This window comes from Cellulomonas alba (assembly GCF_030362835.1).
Taxonomy (GTDB): domain Bacteria; phylum Actinomycetota; class Actinomycetes; order Actinomycetales; family Cellulomonadaceae; genus Cellulomonas; species Cellulomonas alba.
This window is the reverse complement of record NZ_JAUCGQ010000001.1, coordinates 2,444,175-2,463,340: the sequence shown is the minus strand read 5'-3', so window position 1 is coordinate 2,463,340 and position 19,166 is coordinate 2,444,175. Positions and strand designations below refer to the sequence as shown.

Genomic DNA, 19,166 nt, shown 5'->3' with positions numbered 1-19,166 from the left:
CGAAGGCCGGTCCCGCCGTCGAGAACGACGGCGGGACCGGTCCTGGGCGGGTCGGTCTACTGCTGCGTGCGGCGCTTCGCGTAGAGAACGGTCAGCGCGCCCGCTGCGACGAGGCCGCCGGCGATCGCGGCGAACAAGGCCGTGCCCTCGCTGCCCGTCGAGGCCAGCCGGCCGGTCGGGGCCGTCGCGCCCGGGTCAGCGACCACGTGCGTCTGCGGTACGAGCGGGGTCTTCGGCGTCACGGGGTGGACCGGCTTCACCAGGGTCATCGGCTTGACGGGGGTCACCGGCTTCACAGGCTCGACCGGGGTCACCGGCTTCACCGGCTTCACCGGGTCGGCGTCCCGCTCGTAGACGTACGTGACGACGATCGTCCCGTCGACGTACCGTCCCTTCTCGTCCCCCTGGACGACCACGACGTGGTAGCCGGGGATGCGCGCGGGCTTGGTCGCGTAGTCGTCGCCGACGGGCCCCGAGCCCGTGACGTCGCCGGAGAGCGTGCTGCCCTTCGTGTCGACGTAGTGCGCCACGACGTCGCCCGTCGCGGGGGTCACCGCGTCGCGCTCGTAGACGTACGTGACCTCGACGGTCCCGTCGACGTACTTGCCCGTCTCGTCGCCGTGGACGACGACCACGTGGTACCCGGGGACGTCGGCCGGCGTGGTCGCGTAGTCGTCATCGACCGGGCCCGAGGTGCTCGCGTCGTCGGTCAGGCGGTTGCCGTCCGTGTCGACGAAGTGCGCGACGACGGTCCCCGTGGCGGGCGCGGGCACGCGCTCGTACACGTAGACGACGGTCGTGGTGCCGTCGGTGTAGACGCCGCTCGCGTTCGACGGGAGCTCGGCCTGCACCAGCTGCCAGCCGTCGACGTCCTTCGGCGCCGTGGTGTACTCCGCGCCGGGCGCGCCGGTGGAGTGGTCGGCGGGGGCGAGCGGGTTTCCGTCGCGGTCGACGTAGCGCACCACGAGGTCACCGGCGGCGGCGTCCTTGAACGTGACCGTGGCGGTGTCGGGCGCGTCGAGCCCGCGGCGGACCGTGATGTTGTCCGCGCCGTTGCTGTACGTGCCCGCCGTGTCCGACGTGACGTCGACAGACACGGTGCAGGACTTGTCGGCCGCCGCGAGCGCGCCGTCCTTCACCGCGATCGCGCCCGAGCCGGCCGCGGCCGTCACCTCGGCGTCGCAGGTCGTCGTCAGGCGAGGATTCTCGGCGATGACGAGCCCCGACGGCAGCGAGTCGGTGAACGACCAGCCGGCCTTGGCGGCGAGCTCGTCGGTGTTCGTGACGGTGAGCGTCAGGCGGACGGAGTCGCCGGTCGTCGCGGTGCGCTCCGAGAACGACTTGTCGAGCTGCGGCGTCACGTCGACCACCTCGATGTCGTCGAACGCGCCGTCGTTGCCCATGTTCGCCGACGTGCCGTTGCGCACGACGATGCCGAACGATCCGCCGTCGTAGAGGAACGACTTGTCGGACGTGAAGCGACCCGCGTAGACCGGCTCGCTCGCGCCTTGCGGGTTCGTCGCCGTCACCGCGACCACCCGCGAGCGCGAGTCGGTGATCGGGTCGATCGGCGTCGACGTCAGCGCCTGCTCCTTGCCGTCGCGCACGACGGCGAACTTGAGCTGCGGGTTCTCGCGGTCCGGGTGCGCCTTGTTCTTGCCGTTGGTGGCGGCCGCGTTCACCGAGAACGCGAGGAAGCGACCCTGCGCGTCCTTGAGCGTGATGTCCTGATTCGTCGCGAGCATCACCTGGTCGTCGGGGTTCTTCGCCGTCTTCGAGTCCTGCGTGTACGCCGAGATCGCGAGGTTGGTCTGCGGGTTCGCCGAGCCGTTCACCTTGCCGAGGGCCTCGGCAAGCTGGCGGAGCGTGTTGAACGCGACGGTCTCGGTGCCGTTCCCGGCGCCGGTCGCGTCCTTCGCGGCGGGCGTGCTCTTGAACGACAGCACCATGCCGTTGGCCTTGACCGCGTTCATCCAGTACGGGTCGGCGGTGTACGTCTCGCCGTTCGCGCCGACGTACGCGCTGAGCATGGTGCGCAGGCCGGTCGCGGGCGCGTTCTGGAAGTCTTCGTGGAACACGACGCGGCCGGCCTGCGGCTGGCCCGGCGTTCCCGGATCGGCGGCGGCGGCTGTCGCCGCGCCGCCTGCGAGGACGGCGGCGAGTCCGGCCGCCGTCGCGATACGAACGGTGCGCATGGGGTCCCCCGGTGTGAGGCGCTGAACTGACCTCCCAAATGTATTTCAGCGTGCACTGTCCAGTTTCAGGACGAACGTCTCAACTTTCAGCAGTAGGGTGGGCGGCGTGCCGATCCCGGGCGGAACCCTCGACCTGAGCGGCACGCCGCAGCGCGCAGACGTCGAACGACGCCTCGTCGACGCCGTCGTCGCGGGCGATCTCGCGCCGGGCGCACGCCTCGTCGAGGCCGAGCTCTGCCGCCAGTTCGACGCCCCGCTCGCCGCGATCCGCGACGCGATCGCGAAGCTCGCGCTCCTGGGCCTGGCGGTGGTCGAGCCGCGCCGCGCGACGTACGTCGCGCCGGTCGACCCCGAGCACGTGGCGCAGACAGCGGTCGTCATCGGTGAGATCGCGACGGAGGCGATCCTCGAGGCCACCCCGCGGCTCACGGACGGCGACCGTGAGCGCCTGCGCGCGTACCGCGCGGACGCGCTGGGCTCGACCGACCAGCTGCGCCGGGCGCTGCGCGAGAGCCGCCAGCGCGAGCTCTACGACGTCTTCTATGCGCGTGCGGGCAACCCGGACCTCGACCGGGTCCGCACGTGGCTCTCACCGACGATGGCGCGGTTCGGCCGCCTGCACACGGATCGCGTCGACGTCGAGGCCACGCGCCGCAACCAGCGGGCGACCATCCGCGCCGCTCTCGCAGGCGACGGCCAGGCGGCGGCCACCGCGTTCCGGGCGACCGTGCTCCACCTCGAGCACGAGGCTGCGACGTCACCCCGTACCCCCGACGACCCGACGGATGCCCTGCCACGCTCCCCGCTGATCCGCGACCGCGCGACCGACGCGATCCGGGACGCGCTGCTCGACGGCACGCTCGTCCCCGGCGAGCCGCTCCGCGAGTCCGAGCTGATGCGCTGGCTCGGCATCTCACGCACACCGGTGCGGAACGCGCTCCGGACGCTGACGGCGCTCGGCCTCGTCGTCCAGCGCTACCACCAGCCGGCACGCGTGGCGACGCTCGACCGGGCCGGCGTCGTCGCCGCGCTCCGTGCCGTCGGGGCGCTCCGCCGCCTGTCGCTGCGCCTCGCCTGCGCCCGAGACCGCGAGGCGGTGCTCGCCGTGTTCACGGAGGCGATCGACGCGCAGGGCTCTGGCCGGCACGGGCTCCTCGGGCTGGTGGGGCGCACCGGCGACGAGATCGCACCCATCTCCGGGAACGCGGTACTGGCGGAGACGCTGGCGCGGCTGTCGACGCGCGTCCGGTGGTACGCGATGCACGAACCCGCGATCCTCGGGCCCGGGACGGTCGCCACGCTGCGTGAGGTGCGGGCCGCGGTTGCCGCGGACGACATCGCAGCCGCCGAGGCGGTGCTCGACACCCTGTTCACGGTCGACCCCGACACGCTGACGGTCGTCGGGTAGCCGACCCCCGCCCGGCCGCTGACAGCGAGTCACCAGGTGCGGCGGACCGTCGCCTTCGGCCCCGCCACCAGGGACGCGGCCGGCACGTCGTCGGCGACCACCGCACCCGCGGCGACCACCGCGTCCCGCCCGATGCTCACGCCCGGCAGGATCGTCGCGCCGGCGCCGATCCAGACGTTCTCCGCGACGTCGATCGGCGCGCCCGTCAGGTAGCGCTTCCGCTCGGCGGGATCGACCGGGTGGCCGCTCGTGATGAACGTGACGCGCGGCCCGACCATCACGCGTTCGGCGAGCCGGATCCCGGCGTAGTCGAGGAACGTGCAGCCCTGGTCGACGAACACCCGCTCGCCCAGCTCGAGGTTGAGCCCGTGGTCCGTGTAGAAGGGCGGGTAGATCGTGACGCGCGGCGCGAGCGGGCGGCCGAGGATCTGCTCGAGCAGAGCGGCCTTCCCGGGCTCGTCGTCGAAGGGCAGCGCGTTCAGGCGCGAGGTGAGCGCGGTGACCTCGAGGACGCGGGCCGCCATCGCCTGGAACTCCGGGCCGTGGATCTCCATCAGGTGCGGCACAGCCATCCCGCGATCTTGCGCCACCCGCGGCCCGACGGCGGGAGGCACGCCCCGAGTCGACCCCGGAGACGCCGACGGCCGGGGCGCGGATCCCGCAGGACCGCGCCCCGGCCTCGTCAGCTCAGGAGTGCGAGCGGGTGGCGCGGCGGGCGAGCACCACGGCGCCGGCGCCCGCGAGCACGAGCGCGCCGGCGATGCCGCCGAGGCCCGCGTCGTTGCTACCGGTGGTGGCCAGCTCGCTGCTCGGGTCCACCGCGACGACCGTCAGCGGCGTCGAACCCGTGACCTTCGCGGTGCCGGCCGCCGTGGCCGTCACGACGATCGTGTGCGCACCGGCCGGCGTGCTGCCGGGGATCACCACGGTCGCCGAGAAGGCGCCGGACGCGTCGGCCTTGACCGTCCCGAGCGTGACGGGCGTCGAGTGCAGCACGATCTTCACGGTGGCGTGCGGCTGCACGCCCGTGCCCGTCACGGTGATCGAGTCGCCGGGGTGCACGTCGCCGTGGTGGTGGACGACCGGAGTCAGCACGCGCGCACGGATCGTGAAGCTACGCACCGGCGAGGCGGAGTCCTCGAGGATGCCCTCGAAGCCCGGGACGACGAGCTGCGCGGTGTGCTTGCCCACCGCAGGCGCGGGGAACGAACCCTTGACGATGCCCGCGGCGCCGTCGGCGAGCTTGATGGTGGCGGGGTCGACCGGCTTGCCGTCGACGAGCAGGAAGACACCGCCCTCCTTGAACCCCTCCTTGAGGCCCGCGGCGTCGATCGTGTCGGCGGGGTCGGCGAGGACCTCGTCGAGCCAGACCGTCGCTATCGACGTGGTGAACGAGACGCGCGCGATGCCGCGCTTGGGGTTCGCCGGGGTCTCGAGGGCGATCTTGAACGAGAGCAGCGGCGCGGCGACGCTCACCTTTGCGCCGGCGATCGCGGGCTGGCCCGACGGCGTCACGACCACCCAGTAGTCGGTCGAAGTGCCCGGCAGGACGACGTCGGCGTCGAACACGTTGGCCGACACGTCGAACGAGCCGTCTGCCTTGACCGTGCCGTGCCCGATCTCCTCCCCGTCGAGGAGCCCGTCCATGCCGGCCATCAGCGACACGGCCGCGCCTGGGATCTGGTCGGAGCCGACCGCGTGCACGACGAACTGCGTCAGCGTCGCGCCCACCTTCGAGCCGTCGGCGTAGCGCAGCTGCCACGCGACGCTCGCGGGCAGCACCGTGAACGTGGCGACGTCCTGCGACGCGGCGAGCGTGCCCTGCGCCGCGAAGCTCGCGGTCAGCGTGTGGTCGCCCAGCGCCAGCCCCGTGGTCGGCACCGAGATCGACGCGCTGCCGGTCCCCGTTCCCGTGGACGGCATGTCGACCGTCAGCGGGACCTCGGTCGCGGTGCCACCGTCGACGCTCAGGTCGACGACGGCGTCGGGCAGCGCGGCGACGAAACCGGTAACTGAGACCGTTCCCGCGAGGTTGTGCCCCGTGGCGACCGTGCCGGCCACGGTCAGCGTCGTGTCGGTAGGGTCGCCGGCCACGGCGGACGCGGACTGCGCGCCGGCGAGCGCGCCGATCGCGACGAGCGCGAGCGCGCCCAGCGTGGCGGAGGAACGGCGGACGAGGTGATGCATGGAGGGCCTCGGGGCTCTTCGGGGAGCGGGTCGCGCTCGACGTGGCGGCGACGCTCCGGTGGGAGCAGCCGGGAGAATTATCGGCAACGCGAGGTGCGGCCTTGACACGGGCAGGCTGGGACCGTGGTCACACTGCCGACGTGCCCGGTCAGGCAACTCCTCCGCGGATCCGCCGCAGGTGCCGGCGCACGGCGCCCGCTCCGGCCACGTTCACGAGGAGCGAGACGATCGCGAACGGCACGGAGATCAGCAGCGCCCCGACGTCGTGGTTGCCGTCGCTCGCCACGAGCGAGAGTGCGACGAGCGCGGGCAGCTCGGCGAACGCCAGGCCTATGAAGACGGCGGTCCGGACCACGGCGTGCTCGCTCGCCGGGTCGGCCGTCCGGCCCGTCCCGCGCCGCAGGCCGCCGCGGATCAGGAGCGGCGGCACGACCAGCGACACCAGCCCGAGCCCGAGCCCCAGGGCGAGTCCACCGAGGGTCACGACGGGGTCGGGCACCAGGACGAAGGCGCCCAGCAGACCGATGGCCACGAGCGCGGCGCAGAACGCGTAGGCGATGCGGGACAGCGGGCGGACCAGCGCGGCCTCGTCATCGAGGTCCGCGGGGGCCGACTGCGGCTCAGGGGGCGTCGTCACGGGGTGACCGTAGTACGCGGAGCGGGCACGTCTGCCGTGTCTCAGGCACCGGTGAGCCGCACCCCGAACCCGTGCACCGCGAGAGACAGCAGCACCTGCCGCGAGCTCACCAGGTCCTGGACCCGCGCCGCGCACAGCCGTTCGAGCTCTGCGAGTCGCGCCGCGAGCGCGTCCGGCCCCGCCGCGCGGGCCTCGTCCAGAGCGGTGGCGTTGTGCCAGACCTTCTCGCGCGCCTCGGCGAGGAAGCGCCGACTTGCGGCGCGGTTCGCCGGCCGGAGCAGCCGATCGAGGACGCCGACGCGCGAGACGGCCGTCAGCTCGTCGTCCTCGGCGGCGACCCGCCCGCTCAGCACCGTGTCGACGTGCCGGTGGTCGGCCTCGCGCCGTGCCCTGACCGCCGGCGAGGCGAAGTCGGCGGCCGGGATGACGGCGAGCAGCGCCTGCGGCAGGTCGTAGTTGATGTGCGCGTTGAGCCCGAGCAGGACGTGCCGCAGCGGCGGCAGGTCGCGTGGCGCGCCGAACGCGACGCGCCACGGGCCGCTGACGGTCCGCTCGGCCGTCTCAGCGTCCACCGGCTCGACCCCCGGCTGGCGGGCGGCCGCGAGCGCGTCGAGGTAGAGGTCTGCGAACGCGACGTCCCAGCGCAGCACCCACTCCGGATCGGCGAAGCCGCCGTCGGCGACCTCCTCGGCGACCGCGCGGGTCGTCCGCAGGTAGACGCCGTGGAAGTACCGGCGCGGATCGTCGGCGGCCGTCAGCCGCGCCAGGTCCGCCTCCATGCGGGCGATCACCGACGCGATGGTCCCCGCGTCGCCGGTCGTCACGCCGGAACCTCGACCGGCTGCCGGCTCACCCGCTCCATCCGCAGGTAGAGCGCCGCACCGAGCACGAGCGTCGCGACGAACCCCACGGCGAACAGCCAGCTGAGCGGACGGTCACCACGCCACTCGTCTCGAGCGCGAAAGGCGGCAACCACCATGAGCGCGAGCATCACGCCCGCGACCTGGAACGGCAGCCGCGCGCTCGACCAGCGCCGCTCGACGAACGCACCCGTGGCGGCGGACCCGAGGCAGAGCACAGCACCCATGACGGGCGACGTCAGCGGCGTCAACGGCCACGGCCAGACGCTCGCGGCGTACCGCGGGAACAGCACCAGCACCCCGCCGGTGACGACCGCCAGCACACCGACGGCGCCGATGAAGAGCGCCGCGGCCTCCGGGAGCACGGGCTCCCCTGGCGCCGCAGGCACGTCGAAGCGCCGGTTACGCCACCACACGACCGCGATCAGGAACGGCGCGACCACGTACAGCAGCACCCACAGCCAGAACGCGACCCGCCCGTGCGCGAACGTGTCCCACCGGACGAAGGTCGTGACGCCGAGGATCGTGGCGAACAGCGCGACCGGCGGGAAGCCGGCCTTGATGGTGTGCCACCGGCGCGCCAGCCCAGCGCGGACGAAGTAGTACGCGCCGCCGAGGTAGGCGGACGCGAGCGTCATCGCCGTCATGCGCGATGCGATGTCCCAGGCGAAGAGGTGGCGCGTCCCGGCGGGGTCCGGGTACAGGACGGCGAACGCCAGCAGCAGGAACGGCACGATCGCCCAGCTCACGCCGGACGTCAGGCGCAGCACGCGGTCGTCGCGCGGGACTGGCGCGTCGTCCACGGCAACCTCCGGCTGCCCATTCGCCGGCCCGTGCCGACGGTGGCGGGCGATGACGCTAGTCCGGCGCCTGCGCGTGGGCCAGGGCGCGAGCACCCGCGGGCTGTCGCGCCCACCCGCGAGGAGCGGACCCTAGGGTGCAGTGGTGATCCGCATCGGCACCGCCCCGGACCTCCTCGAGGTGTCGCGCCTGCCATCCGGCGATATCGAGGTGACGCTCGTCGGGCCCCACATCCGGGCAAGCCACACCGTCCGCCGCCACTACGCCGACGACGGGTTCGGTGACCTGGCCAAGTACTTCACCTCGCTGGAGGCCTCGTGGCGCGGGTGGGAGGGCGAGCGGGAGTGGCGATCGCTCGAGGGCGAGCTTCGCGTGGTTGCGCGGCACGCCGGCAGCCACGTCGCGCTGACGGTCGCGCTGGCAGGCTTCGACCCGGCAAGCGATCGCCGTTGGTTCGCCGAGATGGTCCTGCGCCTGGACGCCGGAGCGCAGCTGTCCGGGGCCGCCGACGATGTAGCGCGCGAGGTGGGCTGGCTGCGGGCGGACGCGCGGTAGACCGTCGCCACGCCGCGGCACGATCCGATCGCCTATCGCGGCTCGAGCTCCTCGTCGTCTATGGATTCGTCGTAGCCATGCGCCCGCAGGACCGAGGTCACGTCGGCGAGCCATAGTGCCTCGTCCTCGATGCGCCAGAGGTGCCCGCGGCCACATCGGTAGTGCGGCGCACTTTCCGGCAGCAGGCAGCCCATCAGTGCGAGGTCTCCAGCCTCGCCAGCCGCCCGCGCAGCCTCCATAGGAAGCCCGAAGAGCGTGGGCGCGCCCTTCCCACGACACGTCGGGCAGGCGCTCATGCCCGCACCTTATGTCGGTACGCGGCGGGGCCGGGTCAGAGCCGTGGGATGCGCACCAGCGCGCCGACAGCGCCGATCACTCCGTCGGTAGTCTCCGCGCGTGGCCGCACATCCCCGACGGGTCGAGGTCTTCCCCGTGGAGCCGTACCGGTGGATTGCCGTGATCGACACCGTTGCGGCCGAGGCGACCACGGCCGCAGGTCTCGAGGAGGACGTCCGCCGAACCATTCGCGAGATCTTCAAGATCGAGGAGCCAAGGTTCGAGATGGTCGACGACCTCGGGCTCCCGTGGACACCACGGGACGCTCCGGCGCAGATTGAGCGACTCGAGATCTCGTTTTCGCCGACATCGTGGCGACCGGACCGCGTGCCGTGGTGGAGACGCTGGAAGCCGGCGCCGCGGCTCCGTGACTGCCCTGCGTGCGGGCACTCCTGGAGGGAGCACCTGATGCAGGAGGGCTGCTGCTCCGAGTGCGCCTACGAGATCGCGCACGGCGAGCCGGACGCTCCGACGTCTCGCTGCACGCTCATGCCGCCGTTCGACGCACGGCTCGCTCTCTGAGCACCGCGCTCAGCCCACGCCCTCCGCCGCCAGCGCGTCCGTCAGCAGCCCCACCAGCGCCTCGAGCTGCACGTCCACCGACGACGCCCCTTCCTCGTCCCCGGCGCCATCGAGCGCCCGTGCCGCGAGCGCCGACTTCGAGTCGATCAGCTCCGCGATCTTCGAGTCGATCGTCTGCGCCGCGATGATCCGCCAGGCCGTCACCGGCTCGTCCTGGCCGATGCGGTGGATCCGGTCGATCGCCTGCGTCTGCTCGGCGTCGGTCCACGACAGCTCGGCGAGCACCAGGTTGGACGCGACCTGCAGGTTGATCCCGACACCGGCCGCCATCAGCGAGCACACCGCGATCGACACGTCCGGGTCGTTGGTGAACGCGTCGATGCTCTTGTTGCGCGTCCGGGTGGTCTGGTCGCCGCGGATCGACACGTACTTCAGGCCGCGGTCGGCGAAGTTCTGCTCGGCCTGGTCCATCACGTCGACGTGCCGGGCGAAGAACACGACCTTGCCGACGTTGCGCACGAGCTGCGCGGTGTAATCGGCGGCCAGCCCGGCCTTGGCCTGGCCGATGCGCCGGACCATCGTGAAGACGTTCTCGCCGCCGGCCTTGTCGCTCGAGTCCTTGAGCTCGCCGGCCGCGACGCGACGCGCGAGCTCGAGGTCGATCGCGCCACCGGTCGAGGTGTCGCCCCGGGCCTCGAGTGCCGCCCGGTACCGCCGCACCAGCCGCGCGGCGAGCGCCGCCTCCGCGGCCCGGATCGAACGCCCGACCGCCCCGTCCAGCTCGACCGGCAGGTCGGCGACGCGGCGCGCGGGGATGTCGGCGACGACGTCGATCTTGCGGCGACGCACGATGCCCATGTCGATCACGGCGGACCGCGCGGCGGAGTAGAAGCCCGGGTCGGCCGGCGTCAGGCCCGTGTCCTCGAGGGCCGTCATCAGCTTGCCGACGGGCTTCGTGTCGTCGATCCAGCCGAGGAACTCCCAGATCGCCCGGAAGTCGTCGATGTCGTTGATCAGCGGGGTGCCCGTCAGGGCCATCATCAGCGGCCGCGCGGTGCGCTCGCGGATGCGGTCCGAGAGCCGCAGGACGTGCTGCGAGCGCTGCGACGTCTTGTTCTTGATGAAGTGCGCCTCGTCGACCACCATGCCGCGGAACCCGTGGTTGCCGAGCCAGCCGACGTGCCGGTCGAGGATCTCGTAGTTGACGATGACGACGTCCGCGAACGCGTCGACCTCGTCACCGTCGCCGTGCACGACCGTCGCGCGCCGCAGCGGCGTCCACAGCCCGACCTCGCGCGCCCAGTTCGTCTTGACGACGTTGGGGACCACGACGAGCAGCGGGAACGCGTTCGCCGCCTGGGCCGCGAGCAGCGCCTGCGCCGTCTTGCCGAGGCCGGGCTCGTCGGCGAGCAGGAAGGTGCGGTGGCCGCGCGCCGCGGCCTCGACGACCTGCGCCTGGTGGTGCATCAGCTCCCGGCCGAGGGGCGCGAAGAACGAGCGCGGCTCGGGCAGGTCCATGCACGCGGGCTGGCCGGTGGCGGCGCGCTCGAACGAGTTGAACAGCGGCTCGAGCAGCTCCCAGCCGGCGAGCCGACGGGCGCGCGCCGCGGCGCGCTCGGCCGCGGCCTCGTAGTCGGGCGCCAGGAACGGGTTCGCGAGCTGACGCGCCCGCACCGACTGCGGCACCACCTGCGTCGTCGTCGTGAGCACGGGGGTGGGCGCCGCGACCGGCTCGGGCTCCGGCTCGTCGGGGACCTCGAGGCCGCCCTCGCGCATCAGCGTCGCCTTGAACTGGCGGGCCGCGTCGGACACGCGCGCGTCCTCGGCGAGCAGCGCGAGCAGCGAGGTGTCGCGCGCGGCCGTGCGGGCCAGCTGCGTCGCGATCCCGTCGAGCCGCTTCAGCTGCTCGGTCCGGCGCGACGCGGACAGGGTGGCGTCCGCCATGACGCGCGCCTTCTCCTCACGGACGAGCAGCGCCACGACCTGGAACTTCGTCCGCATGACGGGCTTGGTCGGCGGGCGCTGGACGATGCGGTCGACCTCGCGGGCGACGTCGGCGAGCACCGGGATCATGCCCTGCTCGGCCGGGCGCGCGGCCGGTCGGCGCTGCGTGTTCGTGCCGGAGCGCGCGCGACCGGACCCTCGTTGGCCTGGTCCTGCCACGACTCCTCCTTCAGACAGCACGGCACCGTGACGCAGCGCGCCGACGGGAGCTCGGGGCCGGCGGCGGCCGCGTCACGACGCGCCTAGACCGGCCCTGCGCGCGCCTGTCCGCGTCGACGACGGCGACGGGAGTCGGTCGTCCAGCCAGGCGGGCGTCGGCGGTCCGCTCACGAGGCGGTTCCACCATCGCGAGCGCGAAACAACGCCCCTGACGATACGCCGAACGCGGGCCCAGCCCGACATGTCCGAGGCGCGTCGTGCACCCGGGATCTCGCGCAGCGGGCGAAATCCGCGCGCGCCGACGGCGCCGGGCACCACGTGCCGTGGGTCCTGTCACGCCGCGGCGCGGCGCCAACCCACCCGGGTCACCGCGGCACGACGCCAACCCACCCAGGTCACCGCGGCGTGACGACGACCTTGCCGAGCGCCCGGCCTTCGCCCACGTGCGCGAGCGCCTCGGGCACCTCCTCGAGCGCGAACGTGCGGTCGATGCGAATCCCGATGTCGCCGGCGACGCAGAGATCGGCGAGCGGCTGGAAGTGCGCGGGACCTTGCCTGACGGCCAGCACCCCGAGAGAACGGCCGGTGAGCCGTCCCGCGACCGCGCCCACGGTCAGGACCCGAAGGAGCGCGCGGACCGACCCTCCGACGCACCGGTAGCGGCCTCCCGGCGCCAGCGCCCGCCGGTAGGCGAAGACGGACCGGTGGGCAACGAGGTCGAGCACGAGGTCGAAGGGCTCCCGGTCACGGCTGAAGTCCTCGCGGCGGTAGTCGACCACGTCATCGGCTCCCAGGGACTGCATGAACTCGAGCTTGTGCTCGTTGTCGACGCCGGTGACGTGCGCGCCGAGGCGCTTGGCGAGCTGGAGGGCGAAGGATCCGGACCCCCCGCCGGCGCCGTTGACGAGCACGCGGTCGCCCGCGGTGGCGCGCGCCGTTCCCTGCAGGGCGATGGCACCCGCCTGCGGGATCGCCGACGCCTGGACGAACGTCAGCTCGGTCGGCTTGAGCGCCAGAGCCGACTCACGGACGACCGCGTGCTCCGCGAAGCCGCCCTTCAGCTCGAGGTTGTCGCCGTAGACCTCGTCGCCAGGCGCGAACCGGGTGACTCCCGCCCCGACCGCCTCGACGGTGCCCGCGATGTCCGACCCCAGCGTCCGTCGCCGCGGCGCACGGAGGCCGCCCAGCCGGGCGTAGCCCGGCGAGCCACACAACCCCTCCCAGTCGCTGAGGTTGATCGATGTCGCCTCCACCCGGACGAGGACCTGCCCGGCGGCGGGTTGCGGCGTCGGGACGTCGGCGACACGCAGGACCTCCGGGCCTCCGTACCGCTCGTGCACGACAGCCTTCACGACTCGCATCCTTCCGCGCCGGCGCGGTCTCGTGGAGCGACGGGCGCCGTTGCTCCACCGGTCGCGCGTCCAGGTGGTCGGCCCGGCGGTGGCCCGTCACGCCACGGCGCGGAACTCCCCCGGCGTCACGCCGAGCACCCTGCGGAAGTGCCGGGTCAGGTGCGACTGGTCGTGGAAGCCCGCGTCGACGGCGGCCTGCGCGACCGGGACGCCCGCGAGCAGCAGCCGGCGCGCCCGGTCGACGCGGCGGCTCGTCACGAACCGGTGCGGCGGCAGGCCGAACTCCTCGCGGAACAGGCGCACCAGGTGCGTGGGGTGGGTGCCGAGCTCGCGCGCGAGCGCGTCGAGCGTCACGGCGTCGTCGTCGTCGAGGCGCTCGCGGACGTACCGCGCGAGCCCGCGGTCTCGGTTGGCGCGGGGCGCGGGTGTGCGCCGGTCGAGGTGCCGCCCGATGCGCTCGGCGACGAACGCGAGCCGCGACTCGGCCTCGAGGTCGTCCCGCATGACGAACGCGCGGTGCAGGCCCCCGGCCTCGGCCGCGAGCGCGCGGTCGGCGAGGAACGGCTCCGAGGCCGCGGCACCGATCAGTGCGGGCGGCAGCCATCGGTCGTCGACGTAGACGACGCGCTTGTCGAACCCGCCCGCCGCGACGGCGTGCCCGTCGTGCGGGACGCCGGGCGGCAGCACCGTCACCGAGCCCGGCGGCGCGTGGTGCGTGCCGCGGTCGAGCGCGTACTCGACGCCACCGGAGTCGACCAGCAGGATCGTCCAGTCGTCGTGCACGTGCGTCGGGTAGGCGTGGTGCGTGAAGTGCGCGTGCAGCACCTCGTCGACGCCGGGCACCGCGGGCCGCCACGCGCGCACGCGCTCGGGCCGCTCCATGCGCCGGTCCATGTCAGGAACGTACAAGACCGGGCCGACACCGCCCCCGCAGCCTGGTGCCATGGACGATCCCGTGCGCTTCGAGACGAAGGTCGCCGTGCTCGTGCGCGACGACCTGCAGCCCTGGCAGGCCCTGAACGTGACCGCGTTCCTCACCAGCGGCGTCGTCGGCGCCCACCCCGAGCTGATGGGCGAGACGTACCGCGACGCCGACGGGACGACGTACCTGCCGCTCGTCGGCCAGCCGATCGTGGTGCTGACGGGCGACCTCGACACGCTCCGGACCGTGCACGGCCGCGCCGTCGGGCGCGGGTTGGCGCAGGCGGTCTACATCCGCGAGATGTTCGCGACGGGGAACGACCGCGACAACCGCGCGGCGGTCGCGGCCGTGCCGCCCGACGAGCTCGACCTCGTCGGGCTCGCGGTGCACGGGCCGCGCAACGCGGTGGACAAGGTGGTGAAGGGGGCGCGGCTGCACCCGTGACTACGTCGGCGGCCCGGTCGGCGCCTGCTCCGCTGCGGTGCCGGCGACGTCGCGCCAGCCGCGCAGCTTGTCGGGGTTCCGCGTCGCCCAGATGCGGCGGATCCGACCGCCCGCGACATCGAACGAGAACACCGTCGCCACGACGCCGTCCTGCTCGCCGACGAGCCCGGGCCGACCGTTGACCGTCCGCAGGCGGAACCGCACGCCCGACGGCGCATGAGCCAGCAGCCCGACGAGGTACCGGGCGATCGTCTCGGCCCCCTCGAGCGGGTGCGTCCGAGCGGCGACGCGGCCCCCGCCGTCGGGGATGACGGTGGCGTCGGGGTCCAGGAGCGCGATGAGCGACGCGATGTCCGAGGACTCGAACGCCGCGGCGAACCTCCGGACCACGTCGGCCTGCTCGGCGGTCGGGGACGGGGGCGTCCTCGCCGCACGGACCCGGGCTCGCGCCGACGAGGCGAGCTGCCGGCAGGCCGCAGGCGTCCGGCCGACGATCTCCGCGACCTCGGCGAACGGGTAGCGGTAGACGTCGTGCAGGATGAAGGCGACGCGCTCCGCCGGGGTCATCGTCTCGAGGACGACGAGGAACGCCATGTGGACCGACTCGTCGAGGGTGATCCGTTCGGCGGGATCGACCGCGCCACCGGCCCGCGGCCACTCCGTCGGTTCGCGGATCGGCTCGGGGACCCACGCGCCGACGTACTGCTCCCGTCGCACCCTGGCCGAGCCGAGCAGGTCCAGGCAGAGCCGGCTCGTGACGGTCGTCAACCACGCGCTGGGCGAGGCGATCGCGGCGCGGTCCTGCGGCGAGAGCCGGTACCAGCGGACGTAGGCCTCCTGGACGACGTCCTCCGCCTCGCTCAGTGACCCGAGCAGCCGGTAGGCGACGTTGATGAGGCGCGGCTGGTCGCTCAGCTGCGACCCCCGGGGGTTGGTCGGCGCGTCGCCGTCGGGCGTCGTCATGGATCCGCGACCGCCCGGTGCGTCCGCCTCGTCGTCCGGCTTCATCAGGCGTGGGGGTCGGGCGTCGCGAAGGCCGCGCTCGCGCGCTCCTGCAGCTCGTCGAGCGAGACGTCCTGCAGGTGCTGCGTCAGGCCCCACCGGTGCCCGAACGGGTCGAGGACCTGGCCCTCGCGCTCACCCCAGAACGCGTCGGCGAGCGGCCGCAGGATCGTCGCGCCGGCGTCGACGGCGCGGTTCCATGCGGTGTCGACGTCGTCCACGTGCAGGTAGATGGCGCCGTAGGTGCCGCCGAGGTGCTGCGGCCCGTAGGACTCCAGCTCGGGGAACTCGTCGGCCAGCGTCACGTGCAGGTCGCCGATCACGAGCTGGACGTGGATGAGCCGGTCGCCCGGCACCACGATGCGCGTGCGCTCGGCGGCGCCGAACGCGTCGGCGTACCACCGGGCCGCCGCAGCCGCGCCTCGGACCGTGAGATGGATGGTGTGGGCAGTGACGGGCATGGGCCGATCCTTCCGGTCAGGGGCGACGATCACGAGGCGAGGGAACGCAGCGGGGCGAGTGCCGCCGCCCAGCGGACCACCTGGTCGAGCAGCAGGTCCAGAGAGGCCTCGGAGCTCGCGCTCGGCTCGAAGCGGCTGTAGCCGTCGACGAACTCCGTCGCCAGACGTGTGCTGCCGAGGATGATCGCGATCGATCGCGGTCACGCCCGGCCTCCGGACGCCTGCGCGGCCCGCCAGGACGCCGCCGGCGAGCCTGTCAGGTCAGTCGTGTCGAGGTACGTGAGCTCGTAGACGCGCTCGCTGAACCGCCAGCCGTCCGGAGTCCTCTGGTACCGGTCGTGGTAGATGGCGAAGTTCGTCACCGAACGACCGTCACGGGAACGCCCGAGCTCGTGCATGTACGTCCGCCCCGCGGCGGTGTCGCCGTCGATCTCGATCCAGCCCGGGTGCGAGGTCTGCACCAGGAACTCCGCCGGGCGCTGCGGCCCGAAGGCGCGGATCTGCTCCTGACCGACGAGCTCGGCGGGGACGTCCGGCATGCGCAGCGCACCCTCCGGTGTGAACAACGAGGCGAGCCGGTCGTAGTCGTTCATCATGGCGGCGTCGGAGAACTCGCCCCGGAGCGCTTCGATCTCGACCCGGTCCGCGACGTGCGCGAGCCGGTTCTCGGCTGGTGTCGGCATGGTGGCCTCCCCATCTGGTGGCTGTGGCGTCTGCACAGCCGTTTGACGACGTAGGCGCCGGGGATGTCAGGCGGCCGCGTGCCGCACGACGCCCCCTGACGAGGGGTTCGGTGCGCCCACGCTCAAGGCCCGTACGTCACCAGCCGACAGGGCGCCATGAGCCTCTTCCGCCGCCGGTCCGCCCCCGCACCTGCTCCCTCTCCGACCTTCCTTCCCGGCGGCCCGTCCGGCGCAGCCGCGGCGCACGCGAACGAGGAGCCGTCCGACGAGGTGAAGGCCCTCGCCGAGCTGGCTCTGACCCACGCGGTCACGTCCGTCGTGCCTGAAGGTGGACCGCTCATCCCGTTCGCGATCGTCGAGACCGTCGGTGGTGACCGCTCGCTGCAACGGTTCGTCGACGAGCTGTCGGCAGCGCAGCAGCGCGCCAGGGACGCGATCCGCTCCGCACCGCCGCAGGCCGCGCGCGCCGCGGTCGCGTGGGACGGCTACCTGACGATGGACGGCCAGCGGCAGGACGCCGTGTTCGTCGAGGTCTCCGACCGCGGGTTGCCGAGCGTCGTGCTCGCGCACCGGTACCACGACGCCCCCGGCTCGGCGGAGCCGATCGGCAGCGCCGTGCTCGTCGAGCGACGGGGGCCCCTGCTGTAGCGGCCAACGCCGTTGACCCGCCGCTGCACGGGGACAAAGGTCAGGCCCATGCACTCGGCGATGGCGTTCTCGGGCGATGCGGACGACATCGCCCGCGCGCGTGCGCGACTCGGCCCGCCGGACAACGAAGCCCCCGCCGCCGTCGGCGTGAGCGGGGTGATCGGGCGCTCCATCGACGCTGCGATCCTGCTGATGGGTCTGGCCCGCTACACCACGGGCCTGCAGGTCGAGCTCGCCATCCGATGCCGTCTCGACCTCGACCCCGCCGACCTGACGTACTCGACCCTCGACGGCGGGTTGCTGGCCGGGGTCCAGCTCGCCGACGGACGCACCGCGGTCGCCGGGCGTTTCCGCTGGGACGACGGCCTCTCGGCCGACGAGCCGCTGCTCACTCACCAGAGCGGTGGCGGCGGTGGCCGGGAGTGGTCGACGAACCTGTGGCTGTCCCCCGCGCCGCCGCCGGGTGACCTGGTTCTCGTCGTCGCGCACCCGGCCCTTGGCGTGGACGAGTCGAGCTTCACCGTGGACGGCGAAGCGCTCCGGGCCGCGGCCGGCCGAGTCGAGGTCCTGTGGCCGCGCGAGCCGGATCGGGATCACGCGCTCCCCGAGCCGGCCGTGCCCGAGGTCGCAGCCGGCGGGTGGTTCGAGCGGGCCTGGGCACCGGCGGAGCCGAAGGATCCACGCTGACCGCACCGCGAGGCCTCGCCGTCTGACGCCGACTCCCGGCGCCGACGGTCCCGGCCGACGACGCGTTCAGGACCTCTTGACAACTTTCATTGTCAAGGTCACGGTAGAGCCATGCACGACGTCGAGGTCATCGAGAGCGCGGAGGCGGCAGCCGTCGCCTTGGACCCCGTCCGGGCGCGGCTGCTCGGCGAGCTGACCGTCCCGGCGTCGGCCGCGGGGCTCGCCGCCCGGGTGGGCATCGCCCGCCAGAAGATCAACTACCACCTCAAGGCGCTCGAGGCGCACGGCCTGGTCGAGCTCGCTGAGGAACGCCGGCACGGCGGGCTCACCGAGCGCGTGCTGCGGGCCACGGCGTCGTCGTACGTGGTGTCGCCGGCCGCGGTGAGCGCGTCGGCAGCCGACCCGGCGGCGAACCCGGACCGCCTCTCCGCGGGCTACCTCGTCGCACTCGCGTCCCGCGTCGTGCGCGAGGTCGGCGCCCTGGCCCGCCGGGCCGGATCGTCGGGCGAGCGACTTCCCACCCTGACCGTCGACACCCGGATCGGCTTCCGTTCTGCCGCCGATCGCGCGGCGTTCGCCGACGACCTCACGGCGGCCGTGCTTGAGCTGGCCGCCCGCTACCACCACGACGACGGGGACCCGTACCGGCTCGTCGTCGCCGCCCACCCCGTCCCGGAGGAGGAGTCATGAGCACCACCACGAACGTCCCGTACCGCCTGGAGTTCGCCGTCGAGGTGCCGGGCACCCCGGAGCAGGTCTGGGAAGCGATCGCCACTGCGAAGGGCATGAGCGCCTGGTTCACGCCGACGCAGCTGGAGGAGCGCGAGGGCGGCTCCCTGCACTTCACCATGGGCCCGGAGATGGGCTCAGACGGCCAGGTCACCGGCTGGGACCCGCCGCGCCGCCTCGTCTACGAGGAGGACTGGGCCGCCCTGATGGGCAAGGACCCGGACACGCTCAGTCCGCTCACGTCGGAGTTCGTCGTCGAGGCACGGTCCGGCGGCACGTGCGTCGTCCGGGTCACGAGCAGCGGGTTCGGCACCGGCGCCGACTGGGAGCAGGAGTGGTGGGACACGCTCGCGCCGGGGTGGCTGCCGTTCTTCGACAACCTCCGCACCTACCTCGCGCACTTCGCGGGGCAGCGGGCCACCCACCTGGAGGTCAGCGCGTCGCACCCCGGCGACGTCGCCTCGCTCTGGTCGGCCGTGCGAGCCGCGCTCGGGCTGACCGACGAGGGCGCGACCGTCGAGCTGCACGGCACCACTGGCACAGTCGAGCGCATCGGCGACCGGCACGCGTTGCT

General features: G+C 73.3%; 19 protein-coding genes and 1 pseudogene. 8 read left to right on the top strand and 12 right to left on the bottom strand.

Annotated features, from left to right (window positions below; all coding sequences use genetic code 11):
* Positions 1-56: 56 nt before the first annotated feature.
* The gene (locus QRT04_RS11285) at positions 57-2,195 is read right to left on the bottom strand and encodes a MucBP domain-containing protein (protein WP_289455346.1); all 2,139 of its coding nucleotides are present in this window, start codon (positions 2,193-2,195) and stop codon (positions 57-59) included.
* 106 nt (positions 2,196-2,301) lie between these two features.
* On the opposite strand from QRT04_RS11285, the gene QRT04_RS11280 reads away from it, so the two are divergent.
* Positions 2,302-3,603: a GntR family transcriptional regulator gene (locus QRT04_RS11280; RefSeq protein ID WP_289455345.1), complete on the top strand. Its 1,302-nt coding sequence runs from the start codon at positions 2,302-2,304 to the stop codon at positions 3,601-3,603.
* Between the two features lie 29 nt (positions 3,604-3,632).
* Here the strand turns inward: QRT04_RS11280 and QRT04_RS11275 are convergent, their stop codons facing one another.
* The 5 genes from QRT04_RS11275 to QRT04_RS11255 all read right to left on the bottom strand — a co-directional run bounded on the left by QRT04_RS11275 (position 3,633) and on the right by QRT04_RS11255 (position 8,090).
* Positions 3,633-4,175, bottom strand: a complete 543-nt coding sequence (locus QRT04_RS11275) for a DapH/DapD/GlmU-related protein (protein ID WP_289455344.1) — start codon at positions 4,173-4,175, stop codon at positions 3,633-3,635.
* Between the two features lie 115 nt (positions 4,176-4,290).
* Positions 4,291-5,790 carry a hypothetical protein gene (locus tag QRT04_RS11270; RefSeq protein WP_289455343.1) on the bottom strand — a complete coding sequence of 500 codons (1,500 nt, stop codon included), beginning with the start codon at positions 5,788-5,790 and terminating at the stop codon, positions 4,291-4,293.
* A gap of 148 nt (positions 5,791-5,938) precedes the next feature.
* Positions 5,939-6,427 carry a hypothetical protein gene (locus QRT04_RS11265; protein WP_289455342.1) on the bottom strand — a complete coding sequence of 163 codons (489 nt, stop codon included), beginning with the start codon at positions 6,425-6,427 and terminating at the stop codon, positions 5,939-5,941.
* A gap of 41 nt (positions 6,428-6,468) precedes the next feature.
* Entirely contained in the window at positions 6,469-7,251 is a 783-nt protein-coding gene (locus QRT04_RS11260) for a DUF5995 family protein (RefSeq protein WP_289455341.1), read from the bottom strand.
* Positions 7,248-8,090, bottom strand: a complete 843-nt coding sequence (locus QRT04_RS11255; protein WP_289455340.1) for a hypothetical protein — start codon at positions 8,088-8,090, stop codon at positions 7,248-7,250. Before QRT04_RS11255 ends, QRT04_RS11260 begins: the two co-directional genes overlap by 4 nt.
* A 142-nt stretch (positions 8,091-8,232) precedes the next feature.
* Between QRT04_RS11255 and QRT04_RS11250 the strand changes: the two genes are divergently transcribed.
* Positions 8,233-8,643 (top strand): DUF6228 family protein, encoded by a 411-nt coding sequence (locus tag QRT04_RS11250; RefSeq protein WP_289455338.1) that lies wholly within the window; start codon positions 8,233-8,235, stop codon positions 8,641-8,643.
* 396 nt (positions 8,644-9,039) lie between these two features.
* Positions 9,040-9,501, top strand: a complete 462-nt coding sequence (locus QRT04_RS11245; RefSeq protein WP_289455337.1) for a hypothetical protein — start codon at positions 9,040-9,042, stop codon at positions 9,499-9,501.
* A gap of 9 nt (positions 9,502-9,510) precedes the next feature.
* On the opposite strand, the gene QRT04_RS11240 is transcribed toward QRT04_RS11245, so the two are convergent.
* The 3 genes from QRT04_RS11240 to QRT04_RS11230 form a co-directional block, all read right to left on the bottom strand.
* On the bottom strand, positions 9,511-11,664 hold the full coding sequence (locus QRT04_RS11240) for a DEAD/DEAH box helicase (RefSeq protein ID WP_289455335.1): 2,154 nt from the start codon (positions 11,662-11,664) through the stop codon (positions 9,511-9,513).
* A gap of 395 nt (positions 11,665-12,059) precedes the next feature.
* On the bottom strand, positions 12,060-13,016 hold the full coding sequence (locus QRT04_RS11235; protein WP_289455334.1) for an NAD(P)-dependent alcohol dehydrogenase: 957 nt from the start codon (positions 13,014-13,016) through the stop codon (positions 12,060-12,062).
* Positions 13,017-13,112: 96 nt separating this feature from the next.
* A complete protein-coding gene (locus QRT04_RS11230) occupies positions 13,113-13,910 on the bottom strand; it encodes a helix-turn-helix transcriptional regulator (RefSeq protein ID WP_289455333.1) in 798 nt (265 codons plus the stop codon).
* A 49-nt stretch (positions 13,911-13,959) separates the two neighbouring features.
* Here QRT04_RS11230 and QRT04_RS11225 point away from each other — a divergent pair, with 49 nt between their 5' ends.
* The gene (locus tag QRT04_RS11225) at positions 13,960-14,382 is read left to right on the top strand and encodes a DUF2000 domain-containing protein (RefSeq protein WP_289455332.1); all 423 of its coding nucleotides are present in this window, start codon (positions 13,960-13,962) and stop codon (positions 14,380-14,382) included.
* On the opposite strand, the gene sigJ is transcribed toward QRT04_RS11225, so the two are convergent.
* The 3 genes from sigJ to QRT04_RS11210 form a co-directional block, all read right to left on the bottom strand.
* Positions 14,383-15,345, bottom strand: coding sequence for an RNA polymerase sigma factor SigJ (gene sigJ, locus QRT04_RS11220; RefSeq protein WP_289455330.1), 963 nt, complete (start codon positions 15,343-15,345; stop codon positions 14,383-14,385).
* 44 nt (positions 15,346-15,389) lie between these two features.
* Positions 15,390-15,845: a VOC family protein gene (locus tag QRT04_RS11215; RefSeq protein ID WP_289455328.1), complete on the bottom strand. Its 456-nt coding sequence runs from the start codon at positions 15,843-15,845 to the stop codon at positions 15,390-15,392.
* A 200-nt stretch (positions 15,846-16,045) separates the two neighbouring features.
* The gene (locus tag QRT04_RS11210) at positions 16,046-16,528 is read right to left on the bottom strand and encodes a nuclear transport factor 2 family protein (protein ID WP_289455327.1); all 483 of its coding nucleotides are present in this window, start codon (positions 16,526-16,528) and stop codon (positions 16,046-16,048) included.
* Positions 16,529-16,684: 156 nt separating this feature from the next.
* On the opposite strand from QRT04_RS11210, the gene QRT04_RS11205 reads away from it, so the two are divergent.
* The 4 genes and pseudogenes from QRT04_RS11205 to QRT04_RS17210 form a co-directional block, all read left to right on the top strand.
* Positions 16,685-17,176, top strand: a complete 492-nt coding sequence (locus tag QRT04_RS11205; RefSeq protein ID WP_289455325.1) for a hypothetical protein — start codon at positions 16,685-16,687, stop codon at positions 17,174-17,176.
* Positions 17,177-17,224: 48 nt separating this feature from the next.
* Entirely contained in the window at positions 17,225-17,863 is a 639-nt protein-coding gene (locus tag QRT04_RS11200) for a hypothetical protein (RefSeq protein ID WP_289455324.1), read from the top strand.
* A 111-nt stretch (positions 17,864-17,974) separates the two neighbouring features.
* Positions 17,975-18,553, top strand: coding sequence for a winged helix-turn-helix domain-containing protein (locus QRT04_RS11195; protein ID WP_289455322.1), 579 nt, complete (start codon positions 17,975-17,977; stop codon positions 18,551-18,553).
* Positions 18,550-18,927, top strand: a pseudogene (locus QRT04_RS17210) (SRPBCC family protein); the annotation flags it as partial. The gene QRT04_RS11195 and the pseudogene QRT04_RS17210, both read left to right, overlap by 4 nt.
* Between the last annotated feature and the right edge of the window lie 239 nt (positions 18,928-19,166).